We start from the raw sequence: 16,238 nt of genomic DNA on the forward strand, positions 1-16,238 counted from the left end.
TGAACCCCCTCCACCCCCCCCCCTCCCACACGCCGGCCCCCCCCACCTCGCCCCCCCCCCCCCCCCCGGCGGGCGGGGGGGGGGGGGCCCCCCCCCCCCCCCCCCGCGACTCGTCGAGTGGGGCGGAGACACTGCAGGTGGAGGGAGGCGCTCAGGCGACCTCGAGCTGTTCGGTGCGCGGCTCCTCTGCGGCGACGGTCGCATCGATCTTGGCGGCGAGCCGATCGAACTCGGCGGCCTCCGCGAGCTCGGCCAGCATGACCGGGACCGCCACCGACTCGACCTCGGCGAGGGAGAGCGCGGGCTGGACGGCCTGCGGCTGCGCCGTCTCCCTGGTCTGCAGGCGGGCGAGACCGGCGACCGCGGCCAGCTCGGCATCGGCGGTGGAGCGACGACGGCGCGAGCGGAGCAACACGCCGGCCGCCACCGTGACGGCCCCGGCGCCGAGCGCCAGCACGCCCGCAGTCGCGAAGCCCTCGGTGTAGCCGGACTCCGCGGGGAAGCCGTTCGCGGCGGTCGCGCCGGTGACCATGGCCGTCATGACGGCCGCACCGATCGCCGAGCCGACAGTGCGGAGGTTGGCGTTCATGCCGCTGGCGACCCCGGTCTGCGTGGCCGGGACGCTCTGCACGACGACGCTGGTGATCGCGGCGTAGATGAGGCCGAGGCCGACGCCGAAGACCCCGGCGGCCGCCGCCACGTCGAACAGCGAGCCGTGGAGGAAGGCGAGGGACAGGCTCGCGGCCGACATCAGTACAGCCGCGATCACGATCTGCGCACGGAAGCCGATCCAGCGTGCGAGAGGACCGCTGGCGAATCCGGTGACGGCCATCGTCGCGAGCATCGGGAGCATGAGCATCCCGGATTCCGCCACGGACGCACCGAGACCGTAACCGCTGGCGGACGGGGTCTGGACGAACCGGGGGAAGTACGCGAACACGGCGAACATGGCGGCCCCGATGAAGATCGCGGCGACGTTCATGGACCAGACCCCCGGTTCACGCATGAGCCGCATATCGACCAGCGGATGCGTCGATCGCAGTTCGACGAGGATCCACGAGGCCAGCAGCACGGCCGCAGCCGCAAACAGCCCGATCACCTGCGGCGAGGACCAGCCCCACTGCGCTCCCGTGCTGAGCGGCAGCAGCAGCGCGATCAGCCAGCCGGAGAGCAGCACGGCGGACCAGGGGTTCACGCCGCCCGTGGCGCGCTCGCGCGACTCCGGGATGAAGATCAGCGTGAGGACGGCGCCGGTGACGGTGAGAGCGACGGGCACGAGGAACAGCCCGCGCCAGCTGAGCACGTCGGCCAGCGGGCCGGCGAGCACGGTCCCGAGCCCGCTGCCGATCGCGATGACCGACGCGATGGCGCCGATCGCGGAAGGGAGGCGGCGGGCGGGGAACTCGTCACGGATGATGCCGAAGGCGAGCGGGAACATGGCTCCGCCGATGCCCTGGACGACACGGCCCGCGATGAGGACGCCGATCGACGGTGCGACCGCGGCGATGACGCTGCCGAGCGCGACCGCGAGCAGGGAGAGGACGAAGACGCGGCGTTTGCCGACGATGTCGCCGACGCGACCGAGCAGGGGTGTGGCGACGGCGGCGGCGATGAGCCACGCGGTCATGGTCCAGGTGACGCCGGCGGTCGTGGTGCCGAGGTCGGTCTGGATGACGGGGAGGACGGGGACGACGAGGGACTGCAACGTCGCGAAGGAGGCCACGCTGAGGGCCAGGATGGCGAAAGTGACGCCGGGTCGAGATCGAGACATGTCGGTTGTTTCTTCCGTTTCTCGAGGGAATGCCGCAGAAGCGGCTACAATTGGAGGCAGGCTCCGATCGGAGGGTTCCTCCGGTTACGTGGAAGACATTACCGGAGGCGGCCTCCGCTTCGCAACCCTTTCTGCCATACTTGTTTCGACGACCCGTTCGGAAGGACCCGCTGTGACCGGCACAGAGACCGCCCACGTCGGCGTCGTGCGCCCTCAGCGGGCGGACGCGCGCCGCAACTTCGATGCGCTGCTGTCGGCGGCGCGCGAGGCGTTCGCCTCCGACGGCACCAGCGCCTCCCTCGAGGACATCGCCCGGCGTGCCGGGGTGGGCATCGGCACGCTCTACCGCAACTTCCCGACCAGGGACGCGCTCGTGGAGGCCGTCTACGTCGACGAGGTGGAGGCGGTCGTCCACGCCGCGGAGGACGCAGCCGACTTCGAGGACCCCTGGGTCGGCGTCGAGGCGTGGCTGCGCCGATTCGTCACGTACATCGGCACCAAGAAGGCTCTTCTCGAGGGCCTCAACAAGGACTCCCCCGTGCTGCTCAGCTGCCGCACCTCCCTCTACGACGCCGGCGAGCCCCTGCTCGAGCGCGCCCAGGAGGCCGGCGAGCTGCGCGAGGACGCGACGATCGGCGACGTCATCCGCATGGTCTCCGGCATCGCCGGCGTCGCGTTCGACGACGACGAGCAGCGGGACCGCGTGATCGCCATGGCCATCGACGGATTGCGCGCCCGCTAGGGCCGCCGGACCGCACCAGACCACGGATACATGGAGCTCGGCGTATATGCGGTGATCGCGGTGGCGGTGATCGTCGGCGTGGCCGCGTTCGCCCGCAAGCTCGGGGTCGCGGCCCCGATCATCCTCGTGATCGTCGGCGTCATGCTGTCGTTCCTGCCGGGCGTCCCCGAGATCGACGTGCCGCCGGAGATCATCCTCGACGGACTGCTCCCGCCCATCCTGTACGCAGCGGCGATCAGCGTCCCGCTCACCGACTTCCGGCGCAATCTGGCGCCGATCGCCGGCCTCTCGGTCGTCCTGGTGATCATCACCGCCTTCGCCTCGGGCTTCGTGCTCTACACGATGCTCCCGAACCTCAACCTGGCGGCGGCCATCGCCCTCGGCGCGATCATCAGCCCGCCGGATGCCGTCGCCGCGACCTCCATCGGACGCAAGCTCGGCCTCCCGCCGCGCATCCTCACCGTGCTGGAGGGCGAAGGGCTCGTCAACGACGCGACCGCCCTCGTGCTCCTGCGCACCGCCCTCGCGGCCGCGGTCGGCTCGCTCAGCACTCCGCTGGCAGGCGTCGCCGACTTCCTCACGGCCGTCGCCCTCGCGGCCGTGATCGGTCTGATCGTCGGATTCATCTCCGTGTGGGTACGCTCCAAGCTCCACGACCCCGTGCTCGACACGGCCCTGTCGGTGATCGTGCCGTTCGCGGCCTTCGCCCCGACGGAGGCCCTCCACGGCTCGGGCGTGCTCGCCGTCGTCATCGCGGGCCTCTACACCGGGCACGCGGCGCCCCGGCATTTCACCGCGCAGGCGCGGATCAGCGACACCATCAACTGGCGGACGATCCAGTTCCTACTCGAGAACGGCGTCTTCCTGCTCATCGGACTCGAGATCCGGACGCTCGTCGCCGACGTCGATCACCCCGAGATCCTGAGCGTGTGGGACTCCGTGCTGCTCGGCCTCATCGCGATGGTGTCCCTCGTCGTCATCCGCTTCGTGCTCATCGTCCCGCTCATCTACTCCCTTCGAAGACGCGCGCAGCACGCGGAGAAGGCCGTGCTCAAGGAATGGCTGCTGATCAGCTACTTCCGTGATCATCCGGTCAAGTACCGCTGGCAATCGGTGCGCAAGCAGCGAGCCGAGACCCGCTACCAGCGGCACAGAAGCGACCTGGAGGAGTTCCGTCAGGAGGCGATCGACTGGAAGGGCGGCGTCGTGCTCGGCTGGTCCGGGATGCGCGGCGTCGTGACCCTGGCGGCCGCGCAGTCCCTGCCGCACGACATCCCCTACCGACCGCAGCTCATCCTGATCGCGTTCACCGTGGCGGTCGTCAGCCTGGTCGTGCAGGGCGGCACCCTGCCGTGGCTCATCCGGACGCTCGGCCTGCAGGGAGTGGACGTGAAGGACGACCGGCGCCTGCTCGCCAAACTGCTCGACGACCTCAGCGAGACCGGGCTGAAGGTGCTCGACGACCCGGAGACGGTGACGGGGAGCACCGCGCCGATCGACCCGGAGGTCGTGGAGCGCGTGCGGCAATCCTCGTACCTGCAGGCGGAGTCGGCCTGGGAGCGCATCGTGCTCTCGGACACCCCGGCCGAGAGCCGACCCCACCACCTCTACCGCACCCTCCGCCTCGCCGTCGTCGACGCCGAACGCGACCGGCTGCTGCTCGAGCGTTCCCGGGGGCTCTACCCGTCGCGCATCCTCTCGGAGGCGCAGTCGATGCTCGATCTCGAGGAGACCCGGCTCCGCTCCCGCTCCCGCTGAGGTTCAGCCGGACGAGCGGTCAGGCCGAGCGGTAGGTGGCCGCGCTGCCGGCGGCGATGAGCCCGGCGAACACGATGAAGCCGATGATGATGACCCAGATCAGCAGGATCAGCGCACTGATCACGATGCCGGCGATCGCCATCCCCCGCCCTGCCGGCTCGCGGCGCACGCCGACGATCCCGAGGATGAGGCCGACGAGGGGGACGACGAACGTGAAACCGGCTGCGAGGGAGACGAGACCGAGGACCATCGACGCGATGGAGAGGCCCTTCGGCTGCGGCGGCACGACCGGGTAGACCGCGACTCCGTACGCCTGGATGTACCCGGGCTGCTGCACGTAGCCTGGGGGCGGCGCGTAGCCCTGCGGCGGAGCAGCGTAGCCCTGCGGCGGAGCAGCGTAGCCCGGCTGCGACTGCGGCGGCAGCGGCTGGTGCTGCGGTGCCTGCGGCTGGTCCGTCATCCGATCCTCCCGTGTTCCCGCACACCGTATCCCATCCGGGTGCCGCCGCGCCCGGATGCATGCATTGTTTTGATCAATTCAAAAGAAGGGGTTAGGTTCAAGTCATGGACACGGCACAGCTCGAGAGCGCACTGCGCGCCGGCGGGCTGCGCGTCACACAGGGGCGGCTCGCCGTCCTCGACGCGCTGACCCGCCTGCCGCACGCGGACGCCGACTCGGTGTTCCGCGCGGTGCTCCCCGCCCTGCCCGGCACATCGATCCAGAACGTCCACAACGTGCTCGGCGACCTCACGGCCGTCGGGCTGCTGCGACGCATCGAGCCCGCGGGATCCCCCGCGCGCTACGAACGCCGCACCGGCGACAACCACCACCACGTCGTCTGCACCTCATGCGGCGCCGTGGCCGACGTCGACTGCGTCGTGGGGCATGCACCCTGCCTGCACCCCGGCGACGCGTCGGGATTCACGGTGAACACCGCCGAGGTGACGTTCTGGGGACTGTGCCCGTCCTGTCAGGAGCGCGCGGACGATCCCGCGACGCACACCGGATAGGTAAGGAGAACCATGACCGACAACAACACGACCACCCAGACCGGCACGCCGGTCGGCAGCGACTCGCACTCGCTCACCGCGGGAGCGGACGGCGTCACCGCCCTGCACGACCGCTATCTGGTCGAGAAGCTCGCGCAGTTCAACCGGGAGCGCATCCCGGAGCGGATCGTGCACGCGAAGGGCGGCGGCGCCTTCGGCGAGTTCGTCGTCACCGGAGACGTCTCCGCGTACACCAAGGCGGCACTCTTCCAGCCCGGCGCGACCACCCGCACCGTGCAGCGGTTCTCGTCGGTCGCCGGAGAGCAGGGCTCCCCCGACACCTGGCGCGACGTCCGTGGCTTCTCCGTGAAGTTCTACACGACCGAGGGCAACTACGACATCGTCGGCAACAACACCCCGGTGTTCTTCATCCGCGACGGGATCAAGTTCCCCGACTTCATCCACTCGCAGAAGCGCCTGCCGGGCTCGGGCCTGCGCGACGCCGACATGCAGTGGGACTTCTGGACCCTCTCCCCCGAGTCGGCGCACCAGGTCACCTACCTCATGGGCGACCGCGGCATCCCGCGCTCCTGGCGGCACATGCCCGGCTTCGGCTCGCACACCTACCAGTGGATCAACGCCGCGGGCGAGCGCTTCTGGGTCAAGTACCACTTCCACGCGCTGCAGGGCAACGAGGAGATGGAGGGCGCCGAGGCGGAGGCCATCGCCGGCGCCGACGCCGACTACTACCGCCGCGACCTCTACGAGGCGATCGAGCGCGGCGAGTTCCCGGCCTGGAAGGTCTCCGTGCAGGTCATGCCGTACGAGGACGCCAAGACCTACCGGTTCAACCCGTTCGACCTCACGAAGGTGTGGCCGCACGCGGACTACCCGCTCATCGAGGTGGGCGTCCACACGCTGAACGAGAACCCGGAGAACTTCTTCGCGCAGATCGAGCAGGCCGCGTTCTCACCCGCCAACACCGTCCCGGGCATCGACATCAGCCCCGACAAGATGCTGATGGCGCGGGTGTTCTCGTACCCGGACGCGCAGCGCTACCGCGTCGGGACGAACTACAACGAGCTGCCGGTCAACCGGCCGGCCGCCCCGGTGCACAACTACTCGCAGGACGGCGCGGGCCGCCACGGCTTCAAAGCCGCGGACGCCCCGGTGTACGCACCGAACTCGTTCGGCGGACCGGTCGCCGACGCCGCGCGCGCCGGCGAGGGATCGTGGGAGTCGGACGGCGCGCTCGTCCGTGCCGCGGCCACCCTGCACGCCGAGGACGACGACTTCGGCCAGGCGGGCACGCTCTACCGCGAGGTCTTCGACGACGCCGCGCGCGAGCGCTTCCTCGACACGATCGCCGGAGCCGTCGGCGGCGTGCAGCGCGACGACATCCGCGAGCGCGCCGTCCAGTACTGGACGAACGTGGACGCGGGCCTCGGCCAGGCACTCCGCACCCGCCTCGCCTCCTCCGCGGAGGACGCGGACCAGGCCGCCGAGTTCGTCGGAGTGGCGGACTGACGATTCGCGAAGCGTGAGTCGTGGGGGGGGGGGGGGGGGGGGGGGGGGGGGGCCGCCCCCCCCCCCCCCCCCCCACGACTCACCTCTCGCGAGCGTGCAGAGGGGCCAGAGAGGCCAGGGCTCCGGACTCGAGGGCGGTCCAGACGGTGCCGTCGGGGGCGACGGCCAGCCCGTGCGGCTCGGCGACGTCGGCCGGGAGCGGGTGGAGGGTGGTGACGCCCTGCGCAGAGGCGTGGGCCAGCGCATTCGAGCCCCACAGGGACGCCCAGACGCCGCCCGCGCGGTCCGCCGCGAGCGCATGCGGCTTGGCGCCCTCCGCCAGCTCGATCAGGGTCACCGTGCCGTCCTTGGCGACACGGGCGAGCGAGTCCGCCCGGATGAGTGCCGCCCACACCGCGCCGTCCTCGGCGACGGCGATGCCGACCGGTCCGGAGTCGGCGGGCAGCTCCGTCACGGCGATCGCCGCATCCCCGCCCCGCACGTGGCCCAGCGCGTCCGCAGCGTTCATCGAGAACCAGAGGGAGTCGCCCGAGACGGCGATCATCGACACCATCGCGTCCGCCGGCGACACCGGGAACTCCTCCACGCCGCCCAGGATGCCGATGCGGCCGAGCGCGTTGCCGCCCAGCTCCGTGAACCACGCGGTGCCGTCGTCGAGGGAGACGACGCCGAAGGGCTGCGCACCCGCCGTGGGCACGGCGACCTGGGAGAGGATGCGCGGGCCCGGACCGAGCAGCAGCAACCGGTCCCCGGTCGTGTCGGTCACCCACACCGTGGACTCGGTCGCGGGTGCGAGCCCCGACGGCTGCGCCCCCTCGCCGAGCGATAGGTAACTCAGCGCGCCCTCCGCGTCGCGGCGACCGACCCGCCCGCCGTGCACGAGTGTGAACCAGACGGCGCCGTCGTCGGTCGCCGCGATCGCGTACGGCCCCTCGCCGGGCCCGCCGACCGGATGGATGCGGACGGCCTCGTCTTCCGCGCTCACAGCGTGACGTCGATGGTGCGGTCGTACACGGTGGTGCCGCCGACGCGGACGTATCCGTCGGCCAGCACCTCCGTCCTCAGCTCCGAGCCCTCGCCCTGCGAGATGTGCAGCGCCCGGCCCAGCTTCGCCGTGATCGAGACGGCGGCGGCACCGGTCGCCTCGTCCTCGACGATGCCCATGTCGGGCGCGAACATCCGGGCGCGCAGGCGGCCTTCGGCCTCGTCGATCCAGGCGTACGCGTAGTGGTGTCCGGAGGTGAACGCCGACGGGTCGAGGGCGTCGACGTCGGCGGGCGACTGGAGGGGCAGCCACTCGAACTCGGGGGCCCACTCCGCCCGGGCGGTGATCCAGGCTGTGTCGTCGTCGACGGTCACCGCGACCTCACCGGCCTTCTCGTGCAGCACATCGACGGGCGTCCGGCGATCGGCGAGCCACCAGGCGGTGCCGACGCTGGGGTGCCCGGCGAACGGCAGCTCGCGCGCCGGTGTGAAGATCCGCAGGTCGGCCGCCCGGGCATCGCTGTGCACGGCGTCGAGGAAGACCGTCTCGCTGAACCCGAGGGCCGTCGCGATCGCCTGCTCGCGCTGCGCCGTCGCCGGCGAGCTCTGCACGATGCCAAGCTCGTTCCCGTTCGCTCCGCGCTCGTCGGTGAACACGCGGACAACAACTACCTCGATCAGCTCGTCCATGACCACAGCCTGACAGATGATCCAGCCACGGATCACCCCCGAGGCGCATAATGCGTGCATGACCGGTCACGATCAAAGCCCTGAAGAAGAACTCGTCGCCGTCGAGCACGCCGCGAGCCGGCTCGCCGAACGGTTCCCCCGGATCCCGCGTGACCGCATCGAGCAGCTCGTGCGTGAGCGTCACGAAGAGTTCTCGGGCGCTCCGGTGCGCGACTTCGTGCCCGTCCTGGTGGAGCACGATGTGAAGCGGCAGCTGGCGTCGGAGACGGGCGGGGCCTCGGCCTGAGCCGGCACGCTCGCCGGATGGCGGGCCCCCGCGACGCGCGGCCCACCGCCGGAGCGCGGCTGGACGCCCGCCTATCATGGGTGTGCCCGATCAGCAGGAGCGTGCCCCGATGACCCGAATCCCGACCGTCTACGACGTCGCCACGCACGCGGGCGTCTCGATCGCGACGGTCTCCCGCGTGTTCCGCCAGCCCGACACGGTCAAGGAGGCGACGCGCGAACGCGTGCTCGCCTCGGTGGAAGCGCTCGGCTACGTGCCGAGCGGCGCCGCCCGCGGCCTCGCCGCCCGGCGCACCGGCGTGATCGGTCTGTTCTTCCCCGGTCTCGACGCCATGGACGAGGACGCCGGACGGCAGCTGGAGGAGGGCGACGCGGGAGCCGCGACGATCATCCGGGATGTCGGGGGCTCCGTCGACACCCGCGGCGGCGACCTGTACTTCGACGAGGTGCTCCGCGGCAGCGAGGTGGAGGCCTGGCGCTCGGGGTTCGTGCTGATGGTCGGCGTCGGCCGCGGCTCCACGGCGCACGACACCTTCGTCGACATGGCCGGCCGCGTCGACGGTCTCATCGTGCTCGCCGGGAGCGTGCCGGACGACGAGATCGGCCGGCTCTCCCGACGGCTCCCCGTGGTCGTGATGGCGGGTCGCCGCCACGGCGACGAACTCGACCACGTCTCGGTGAGCAACGCCGAGGGGATGCGCGCCCTCGTCGGGCACCTGCTCGACGACCTCGACGTGACCGAGCTCGCGTACGTCGCCGGCAGCGAGGGCTCGCCCGACGACGACGAGCGCTGGCAGGGGTTCCGGGAGGCGCTCGCCGAGCGCGGTCGACCGGTGCCCGAGGCGCCGGACCACCGCGGCGAGTTCACCAGGGAGGGCGGCCGCCGTGCCGGGCGCGAGCTGGTGGCACGGGCGCGGCTCCCCCGCGCGGTCGTGTGCGCCAACGACCAGATGGCACTCGGCGTGATCGACGCGGCCCGGATCGGCGGCATCGATGTGCCGGGCGAACTCATCGTCACCGGATTCGACGGCATCGACGCCGGCCGCCTCTCGGCACCGCGCCTGACGACCGTGAAGCAGCCGATGGAGGAGGTCGGCCGGGCGGCCGTGCAGACCCTCGTGCGCCGGCTGACGGACCCGGAGCGGCCCGCCGCATCCGTGCGCCTGCCCGTGCAGGTCTACCTCCGCGAATCCTCCGAACCGGCCTGACCCAGCGCGGGCGCTTCAGGCACACGGGCTTGATAAAGCAAATGTATGCGCATACAGTCGAGGTGCAACGACCTAGAGAAGGTGGCAATGACGCACTCACGACCCCCTGGTGGGCGACGCCGACGGAGACTCGGAGCGCTCGCCGTGATCGCAGCCGCAGCCCTCGCGCTCTCCGGCTGCAGCATCAAGATCCAGAGCAAGCAGGACCCGTCCATCCCCGCGGACACCATGCTGCTGGCGGCCGACAAGGGCACTCCGATGATGGAGCGCAACTTCAACCCCTACCTGGTGAACAAGCGCGCCGCAGCGTCGTACATCTACGAACCGCTGGTGGTCATCAACGTGCTCGACGGCACCGGCACCCCGTGGCTGGCCTCCGACATCGAGCAGCCCGACGCCCGCACCATCGACTACACGATCCGCGACGGCGTGAAGTGGTCCGACGGCAAGCCGTTCACGGTCGCCGACGTCGTCTTCACACTGAACCTGATCAAGAAGTTCCCGACGCTCGACCTCAAGGGCGCCTGGCAGCACATCGCCTCGCTCGAGACGAAGGGCGACCACCTCGTCGTCCACCTCAAGGAGGACGACGCTCCCGCGCAGGACATCATCTCGCAGACCCTGATCGTCCCCGAGCACATCTGGAAGGACGTCACGAGCCCGGACACCTGGCGCGACCCGAACCCGGTCGGCACCGGGCCGTACACGCTCGCGAGCTTCACCTCCCAGCAGTACACGATGGACAAGTTCGACGATTACTGGCAGGCCGACAAGGTCCAGGTGAAGCACCTCGTGCTCCCCGCCGCGACCAATGAGCTCGACATCGCCACCAAGGGCTTCGACTGGGCCTACACCTTCATGAGCGACGTGCAGGGCACCTGGGTCTCTGCGAATCCGAACAACAAGTACTGGTTCCCGCCGGGCGGCATCATCGGCCTGATGCCCAACTTCACCGTCGCCCCCTTCGACGACATCAACGTGCGACGCGGCATCGCCCTCGCTCTCGACCGCGACAAGATCGCCGACTCCGCGACCGAGGGCTACATGAAGCCCGCCGGGCAGACCGGGCTCATCCTCCCGAACCAGGAGAAGGAGCTCGACCCGACCATCCCCGACGGCGGTCTGATCAAGCAGGACACCGCGGGCGCCCTGGCCGCGTTCGCCGCGGCCGGATACACCCAGCAGGACGGCAAGCTCGTCGGCGCCGACGGCAAGCAGTTCTCGTTCTCGATCACCACCGCCAACGGCTACTCGGACTGGCTCCGTGCCGTTCAGGAGGTCCGCAAGGAGCTCGGCGCGCTCGGGATCGACGTGCAGATCAAGCAGCCGCAGCCCCCGGGCTACCAGCAGGCCATCCAGAACGGCGACTTCCAGGTCGCGATGGGCGGCATGGGCGGCGGCGTGATCTTCCAGGCCTTCAACGCGACGCTCTCGAGCGAGTTCGCCACCCCGATCGGCAAGGCGACCGCGAGCAACTTCGGCCGCTACACGAATCCGGAGGCGGACAAGCTCCTCGCCGAGTACAAGACCACGATCGACGAGACCAAGCGCCTCGAGCTCAGCCACCAGCTGCAGCGGATCGTCTACGACGACCTCCCGGTCATCTCGATGTACTACGGCGGCCTCTGGGGTCTCTACAACGACGCGAAGTTCACGGGCTGGCCCGACGCCGACGACCCGTACGCTCCCCCGCAGACCTACGACCAGACCCCGCTGCTCGTGTTCACGCATCTCAAGCTCCGGAAGGACGGTGAGTAGGCCATGGCGTACGCCCTGCGCAAGCTCGGCCTGTTCGTGCTCACCCTGTGGGCCGCGATCACCCTGAACTTCCTCCTCCCCCGCCTCATGCCGGGATCGCCGACCGACGCGGCCATCGCGAAGCTGTCGCAGAACGGCCCGGTCACCCAGGCCACCCGCGACGCGATCGAAGCGCAGCTCGGCGTGCCGGGCGGCAACCTGTGGGACCAGTACGTGAGCTACCTGCACCAGGTCGTCACGTTCGACTTCGGCGTCTCGTACACGTTCTATCCGCAGAGCGTGGGCGAGCTGATCGGCCAGGCCTTCCCGTACACGATCATGCTCGTCGGCATCGTCACGATCGTGGCCTTCGTGGTCGGCACCCTGACCGGCGTCCTCGCCGCCTGGCGCCGCAACACCTGGCTGGACTCCCTGCCCACCCTCACCGGCACGTTCGCCAGCACGTTCCCGTACTTCTGGACCGCGCTGCTCCTGCTGTTCTTCCTGGGCTACGTGCTCCACTGGTTCCCGACCTCGGGCGCCTACGGGCCGACCGCCTCGCCGATGTTCAGCTGGGACTTCATCGTCGACGCGGCGTACCACGCGATCCTGCCGGCGGTCACGATCCTCATCACCTCGGTCGGCGGCTGGATCCTCGGGATGCGCAACGCGATGATCAACACGCTCGGCGACGACTACGTCACGTTCGCGCAGGCGAACGGCCTCAAGGGCCGCACCGTCGCGATGAAGTACGCGGCGCGCAACGCGATCCTCCCGAACCTCACCGGATTCGGGCTGGCGCTCGGCGGCGTCGTCGGCGGCTCCATCCTCGTGGAGCAGGTGTTCGGTTACCCGGGCATCGGCTTCCTGCTCTTCAACGCGGTGATCGGACAGGACTACCCGCTGATGCAGGCCCTGTTCCTGCTCATCACGGTGAGCGTGCTCGTCGCCAACTTCCTCGTCGACATCCTGTACGGCGTACTCGACCCAAGGACCCGCCGATGACTACAACGCAGAGTTTCAAGTCCATCCGCTCCGAGGAGGTCGCGCGGCCTCCGCACCGACTGGCCTTCATCGGCCGCGCGTTCGCGACCCTCTGGTCCAACTGGAAGTCGCGCCTCGGCCTGATCATCCTCGGCCTGTTCGTGCTCGTCGCGATCTTCGCCCCCTGGCTCGCCCCGTACGGCGCGACACAGGACGGCTTCCCGCGCAACGCGGACGCCAGCTGGGCGCACTGGTTCGGCACCACCGCCGCCGGCGAGGACGTGCTCAGCCAGCTCATCTACGGAACGCGGGTGAGCGTGACCGTCGGCTTCGTGGCCGGCGCGCTGTCGACCGCGGTGGCCGTGCTGATCGGCCTCAGCTGGGGCTACATCCGCGGCTTCGGCGCCGAGGTGGTCAACTTCTTCGTCAACCTGTTCCTGGTGATCCCGGGGCTGCCGCTGATGATCGTGATCGCCGCCTACCTGCAGAACGGCGGCCTGGCGATGATCGTCGCGGTCATCGTGATCACGGGATGGGCGTGGGGCGCACGTGTGCTGCGCGCCCAGACCCAGTCGCTGCGATCGCGCGACTTCGTGACCGCGGCGCGGTTCTCGGGCGACAGCTCGTTCCGGGTCGTGTTCCACGAGATCCTGCCGAACATGACGTCGCTCATCGCGGGATCGTTCTTCGGTGCCGCGACGGCCGCGATCCTCGCGGAGGCGGGCCTCGAGTTCCTCGGCCTCGGCGACTCGTCGATCGTCAGCTGGGGCACCATCCTCTACTGGGCGCAGAACTCCAACGCCCTCCTCACCGGGCAGTGGATCCTGCTCTTCGCCCCGGGTCTGTGCATCGCCCTCCTGGCGATGAGCCTCACCCTGGTCAACTTCGGCGTGGATGCGATCAGCAATCCGCGCCTGCGCGAAGGGTCGGCCAAGGCCACCCCGGCCGCACCCGCAGCCCGCACCGAGGAAGGAAGCGAGCGATGAACGCACTCCTGGAGGTCCGCGACCTCTCCGTCGTCTACGAGTCGGCGGGGCAGACTCCCGTCCAGGCGGTCGACCACGTCTCGTTCGACATCGGCGCCGGCGAGTTCGTCGGCCTGGTCGGCGAGTCGGGGTCGGGCAAGTCGACTCTCGGTTTCGCGCTCACCCGGCTGCAGAAGCCGCCGGCGCGCACCAACGGCGGCAGCATCCGCTTCGACGGCCACGACATCCGCGAACTCGACGACGAGTCCCTGCGCCGCCAGCGTCAGGGCGGCTTCGCCATGGTGCTGCAGTCGGGAATGAACGCGCTCAACCCGGTGCGCACGATCCGCAAGCACTTCGTCGACATCTTCAAGGCGCACGGGCACGTGGCCCGCGCCCGGTGGGACGAGCGGATGCACGAGCTGGTCGGCAAGGTCGGCCTGCCCGAGCAGGTGCTGGCGCGCTTCCCCGGCGAGCTCTCCGGAGGCATGCGTCAGCGCGTCTCGATCGCGCTGGCGCTCTCGCTGGAGCCGCGCCTGATGGTGTTCGACGAGCCGACCACCGCGCTGGACGTGCTGGTTCAGCACGCGATCATGCACACGATCACCGAGCTGCAGGCGTCGGAAGGCTTCACCGCCGTGCTGATCAGCCATGACCTGGGCGTCGTGCTGGAGGCGACGCAGCGCGTCCTCGTCATGCACGACGGCCGGATCGTCGAGGACGCCACGAGCCGCGACATCCTGGAGCGCCCGCAGCACGAGTACACCCAGATGCTGCTGAGTCACTACGCCGACCCGCGCGGCGAGGTCGTCGAGCTGCCGGGGCTGCCGGCCGACCGGTCGGCACGGACGACCGCGGTGGAACAGCGGGAGGGCCGCGCGGCCAGCTCGCCGATCACCGTGGACGGTGTGAGCCGCGTCTACCCGGCACCGCGTCGCGGCGAAAGCCCGGTCACCGCCGTCGACGATGTGACGTTCACCCTCGAGCCCGGCCAGTCGCTCGCGCTGGTCGGCGCGTCGGGCTCCGGCAAGTCGACGATCGCGAAGCTGCTCACGGGCGTCGAGAAGCCGACGTCGGGTACGGTCCGCTTCGGCGACTCCGACGTGGCGTCACTGGGCCGCCGTGGCATCCACCAGCTGCACAAGAACGTGCAGATGGTCTTCCAGGACCCGTACTCGGCCCTCAACCCGTTGCACACCGTGGAGTACGCGCTCACCCGTCCGGTGGTCAACTACACCGGGCTGCGCGGCAAGGAGGCCCGCCGTCGCGTGCTCGAGCTGCTCGAGACCGTGGGCCTCACGCCGGTGGAGCAGTTCGCGCAGAAGCTTCCGCATCAGCTCTCGGGCGGCCAGCGGCAGCGCGTCGTCATCGCCCGCGCGCTCGCCAGCGACCCGCAGGTGCTCATCGCGGACGAACCGGTGTCGATGCTCGACGTGACGCTTCGCGCCGGCGTGCTGGCGCTGCTCGAGGAGCTCCGTCAGCGCTGGGGCGTCTCACTGCTGTACATCACGCACGACCTGCTCTCGGCCCGCCTGGTCACCGACGACATCATGGTGCTCAACGCCGGCCGGGTCGTCGAGCGCGGCAAGACGTCCGAGGTCCTGCAGCATCCCACCGATCCCTACACGATTGCGCTGCTCGACGCCGTGCCGAACCCGGCGCGCACGCGGGAGGCGCTCGCGTGACGTTCGCTCCGCTGCCGCCGTTCGGCGCGCTGCCCGTGCCGTCGGGGGTCGACGTCGTCGGCCTCCCGGCCCGGGTCGGGACGCTGAGCGCGTTCCACGCGACCCCGGACGGCGACAGCCGGGGCACCCTCCTGATCGTCCCGGGGTTCACCGGGTCGAAGGAGGACTTCCGCGACTTCCTCCCGCTGCTCGCCGCTCGTGGCTGGAATGCCTGGGCGTACAGCCAACGGGGGCAGGCCGACTCGGCGGCGCCTGCCGGCGTCGCCGCCTACGCGCTCGACGCCTTCGCCTTCGACGCTGTGGAGGTCGCCGGACTCGTCGGCGACGGCCGCCCCGTGCACCTCCTCGGCCACAGCTTCGGCGGGGTCGTCGCCCGTGCCGCGGCCATCGCCTCCCCCGCGTCGTTCCTGTCGCTGACCATGTTGTGCTCGGGCCCGCACGGGTGGCCCGGGCGCCACGAGGACACGACCGCGACGGTCGCCGAATCCGGCTCGATCGGCCTCTGGTACCGGGACAACCCGCAGACCCGCGGACTCGCGGACGACGCTCTGACGCCCGAGCTGGCGTTCCTGCGACTGCGCGCCGCGCGCACCGCGAGCGACAACCTCCTCGCCGGGGCAGAGATCCTCCGCTCCGAGGAGGACACGACGGAGGCGCTGCGCGCGACCGGTCTGCCGGTGCTCGTGGCGCACGGCGAGCACGACGACAAGTGGCCGATCGCCGCGCAACGCGATATGGCCGAGCGTCTCGGCGCGCGATACTCCGTCCTCGCCGGAGGCGCGCACTCGCCCCAGCTCGAGGCACCGGAGGCGACCCTCGCGGCTCTCGACGCGTTCCTCGGCGCACCCGGCTCCTGAGCTCCTGACCCTCCACCCACCCGTCCGACACGACATCCGCACGACAAGGAGAACT

General features: G+C 70.5%; 15 protein-coding genes. 11 read left to right on the plus strand and 4 right to left on the minus strand.

What is annotated here, in order from left to right:
- Positions 1-151: 151 nt before the first annotated feature.
- Entirely contained in the window at positions 152-1,771 is a 1,620-nt protein-coding gene (locus ACFVU2_RS01210; protein ID WP_387870021.1) for an MFS transporter, read from the minus strand.
- A 172-nt stretch (positions 1,772-1,943) separates the two neighbouring features.
- Between ACFVU2_RS01210 and ACFVU2_RS01215 the strand changes: the two genes are divergently transcribed.
- The gene (locus ACFVU2_RS01215; RefSeq protein WP_387870022.1) at positions 1,944-2,513 is read left to right on the plus strand and encodes a TetR/AcrR family transcriptional regulator; all 570 of its coding nucleotides are present in this window, start codon (positions 1,944-1,946) and stop codon (positions 2,511-2,513) included.
- A gap of 30 nt (positions 2,514-2,543) precedes the next feature.
- Positions 2,544-4,271 carry a cation:proton antiporter gene (locus ACFVU2_RS01220; protein WP_387870024.1) on the plus strand — a complete coding sequence of 576 codons (1,728 nt, stop codon included), beginning with the start codon at positions 2,544-2,546 and terminating at the stop codon, positions 4,269-4,271.
- A gap of 19 nt (positions 4,272-4,290) precedes the next feature.
- Here ACFVU2_RS01220 and ACFVU2_RS01225 read toward each other — a convergent pair whose 3' ends face one another.
- A complete protein-coding gene (locus ACFVU2_RS01225; protein ID WP_387870026.1) occupies positions 4,291-4,731 on the minus strand; it encodes a DUF4190 domain-containing protein in 441 nt (146 codons plus the stop codon).
- Positions 4,732-4,835: 104 nt separating this feature from the next.
- On the opposite strand from ACFVU2_RS01225, the gene ACFVU2_RS01230 reads away from it, so the two are divergent.
- On the plus strand, positions 4,836-5,282 hold the full coding sequence (locus ACFVU2_RS01230; RefSeq protein ID WP_387870028.1) for a Fur family transcriptional regulator: 447 nt from the start codon (positions 4,836-4,838) through the stop codon (positions 5,280-5,282).
- 12 nt (positions 5,283-5,294) lie between these two features.
- Positions 5,295-6,788 (plus strand): catalase, encoded by a 1,494-nt coding sequence (locus ACFVU2_RS01235; RefSeq protein ID WP_387870029.1) that lies wholly within the window; start codon positions 5,295-5,297, stop codon positions 6,786-6,788.
- Positions 6,789-6,867: 79 nt separating this feature from the next.
- On the opposite strand, the gene ACFVU2_RS01240 is transcribed toward ACFVU2_RS01235, so the two are convergent.
- Together ACFVU2_RS01240 and ACFVU2_RS01245 are read right to left on the minus strand one after the other, a co-directional pair.
- A complete protein-coding gene (locus ACFVU2_RS01240; RefSeq protein WP_387870031.1) occupies positions 6,868-7,773 on the minus strand; it encodes a hypothetical protein in 906 nt (301 codons plus the stop codon).
- Positions 7,770-8,462 carry a PhzF family phenazine biosynthesis protein gene (locus ACFVU2_RS01245; protein WP_387870033.1) on the minus strand — a complete coding sequence of 231 codons (693 nt, stop codon included), beginning with the start codon at positions 8,460-8,462 and terminating at the stop codon, positions 7,770-7,772. The genes ACFVU2_RS01240 and ACFVU2_RS01245 overlap by 4 nt, the downstream gene beginning before the upstream one ends.
- A 58-nt stretch (positions 8,463-8,520) precedes the next feature.
- Here ACFVU2_RS01245 and ACFVU2_RS01250 point away from each other — a divergent pair, with 58 nt between their 5' ends.
- From ACFVU2_RS01250 to ACFVU2_RS01280, 7 genes are all read left to right on the plus strand, one after another.
- Positions 8,521-8,748 (plus strand): three-helix bundle dimerization domain-containing protein, encoded by a 228-nt coding sequence (locus ACFVU2_RS01250; protein ID WP_387870035.1) that lies wholly within the window; start codon positions 8,521-8,523, stop codon positions 8,746-8,748.
- A 109-nt stretch (positions 8,749-8,857) separates the two neighbouring features.
- Positions 8,858-9,955, plus strand: a complete 1,098-nt coding sequence (locus ACFVU2_RS01255) for a LacI family DNA-binding transcriptional regulator (protein WP_387870036.1) — start codon at positions 8,858-8,860, stop codon at positions 9,953-9,955.
- A gap of 144 nt (positions 9,956-10,099) precedes the next feature.
- Positions 10,100-11,713: an ABC transporter substrate-binding protein gene (locus ACFVU2_RS01260; RefSeq protein WP_387870038.1), complete on the plus strand. Its 1,614-nt coding sequence runs from the start codon at positions 10,100-10,102 to the stop codon at positions 11,711-11,713.
- A 3-nt stretch (positions 11,714-11,716) separates the two neighbouring features.
- Positions 11,717-12,697, plus strand: a complete 981-nt coding sequence (locus ACFVU2_RS01265) for an ABC transporter permease (RefSeq protein ID WP_387870040.1) — start codon at positions 11,717-11,719, stop codon at positions 12,695-12,697.
- On the plus strand, positions 12,694-13,662 hold the full coding sequence (locus ACFVU2_RS01270) for an ABC transporter permease (RefSeq protein ID WP_387870042.1): 969 nt from the start codon (positions 12,694-12,696) through the stop codon (positions 13,660-13,662). The genes ACFVU2_RS01265 and ACFVU2_RS01270 overlap by 4 nt, the downstream gene beginning before the upstream one ends.
- Positions 13,659-15,326, plus strand: a complete 1,668-nt coding sequence (locus ACFVU2_RS01275; protein WP_387870044.1) for an ABC transporter ATP-binding protein — start codon at positions 13,659-13,661, stop codon at positions 15,324-15,326. Before ACFVU2_RS01270 ends, ACFVU2_RS01275 begins: the two co-directional genes overlap by 4 nt.
- Positions 15,323-16,183: an alpha/beta fold hydrolase gene (locus tag ACFVU2_RS01280; protein ID WP_387870046.1), complete on the plus strand. Its 861-nt coding sequence runs from the start codon at positions 15,323-15,325 to the stop codon at positions 16,181-16,183. The genes ACFVU2_RS01275 and ACFVU2_RS01280 overlap by 4 nt, the downstream gene beginning before the upstream one ends.
- Positions 16,184-16,238: the final 55 nt, after the last annotated feature.

It is taken from the genome of Leifsonia sp. NPDC058194 (genome assembly GCF_042883605.1).
GTDB lineage: Bacteria > Actinomycetota > Actinomycetes > Actinomycetales > Microbacteriaceae > Leifsonia.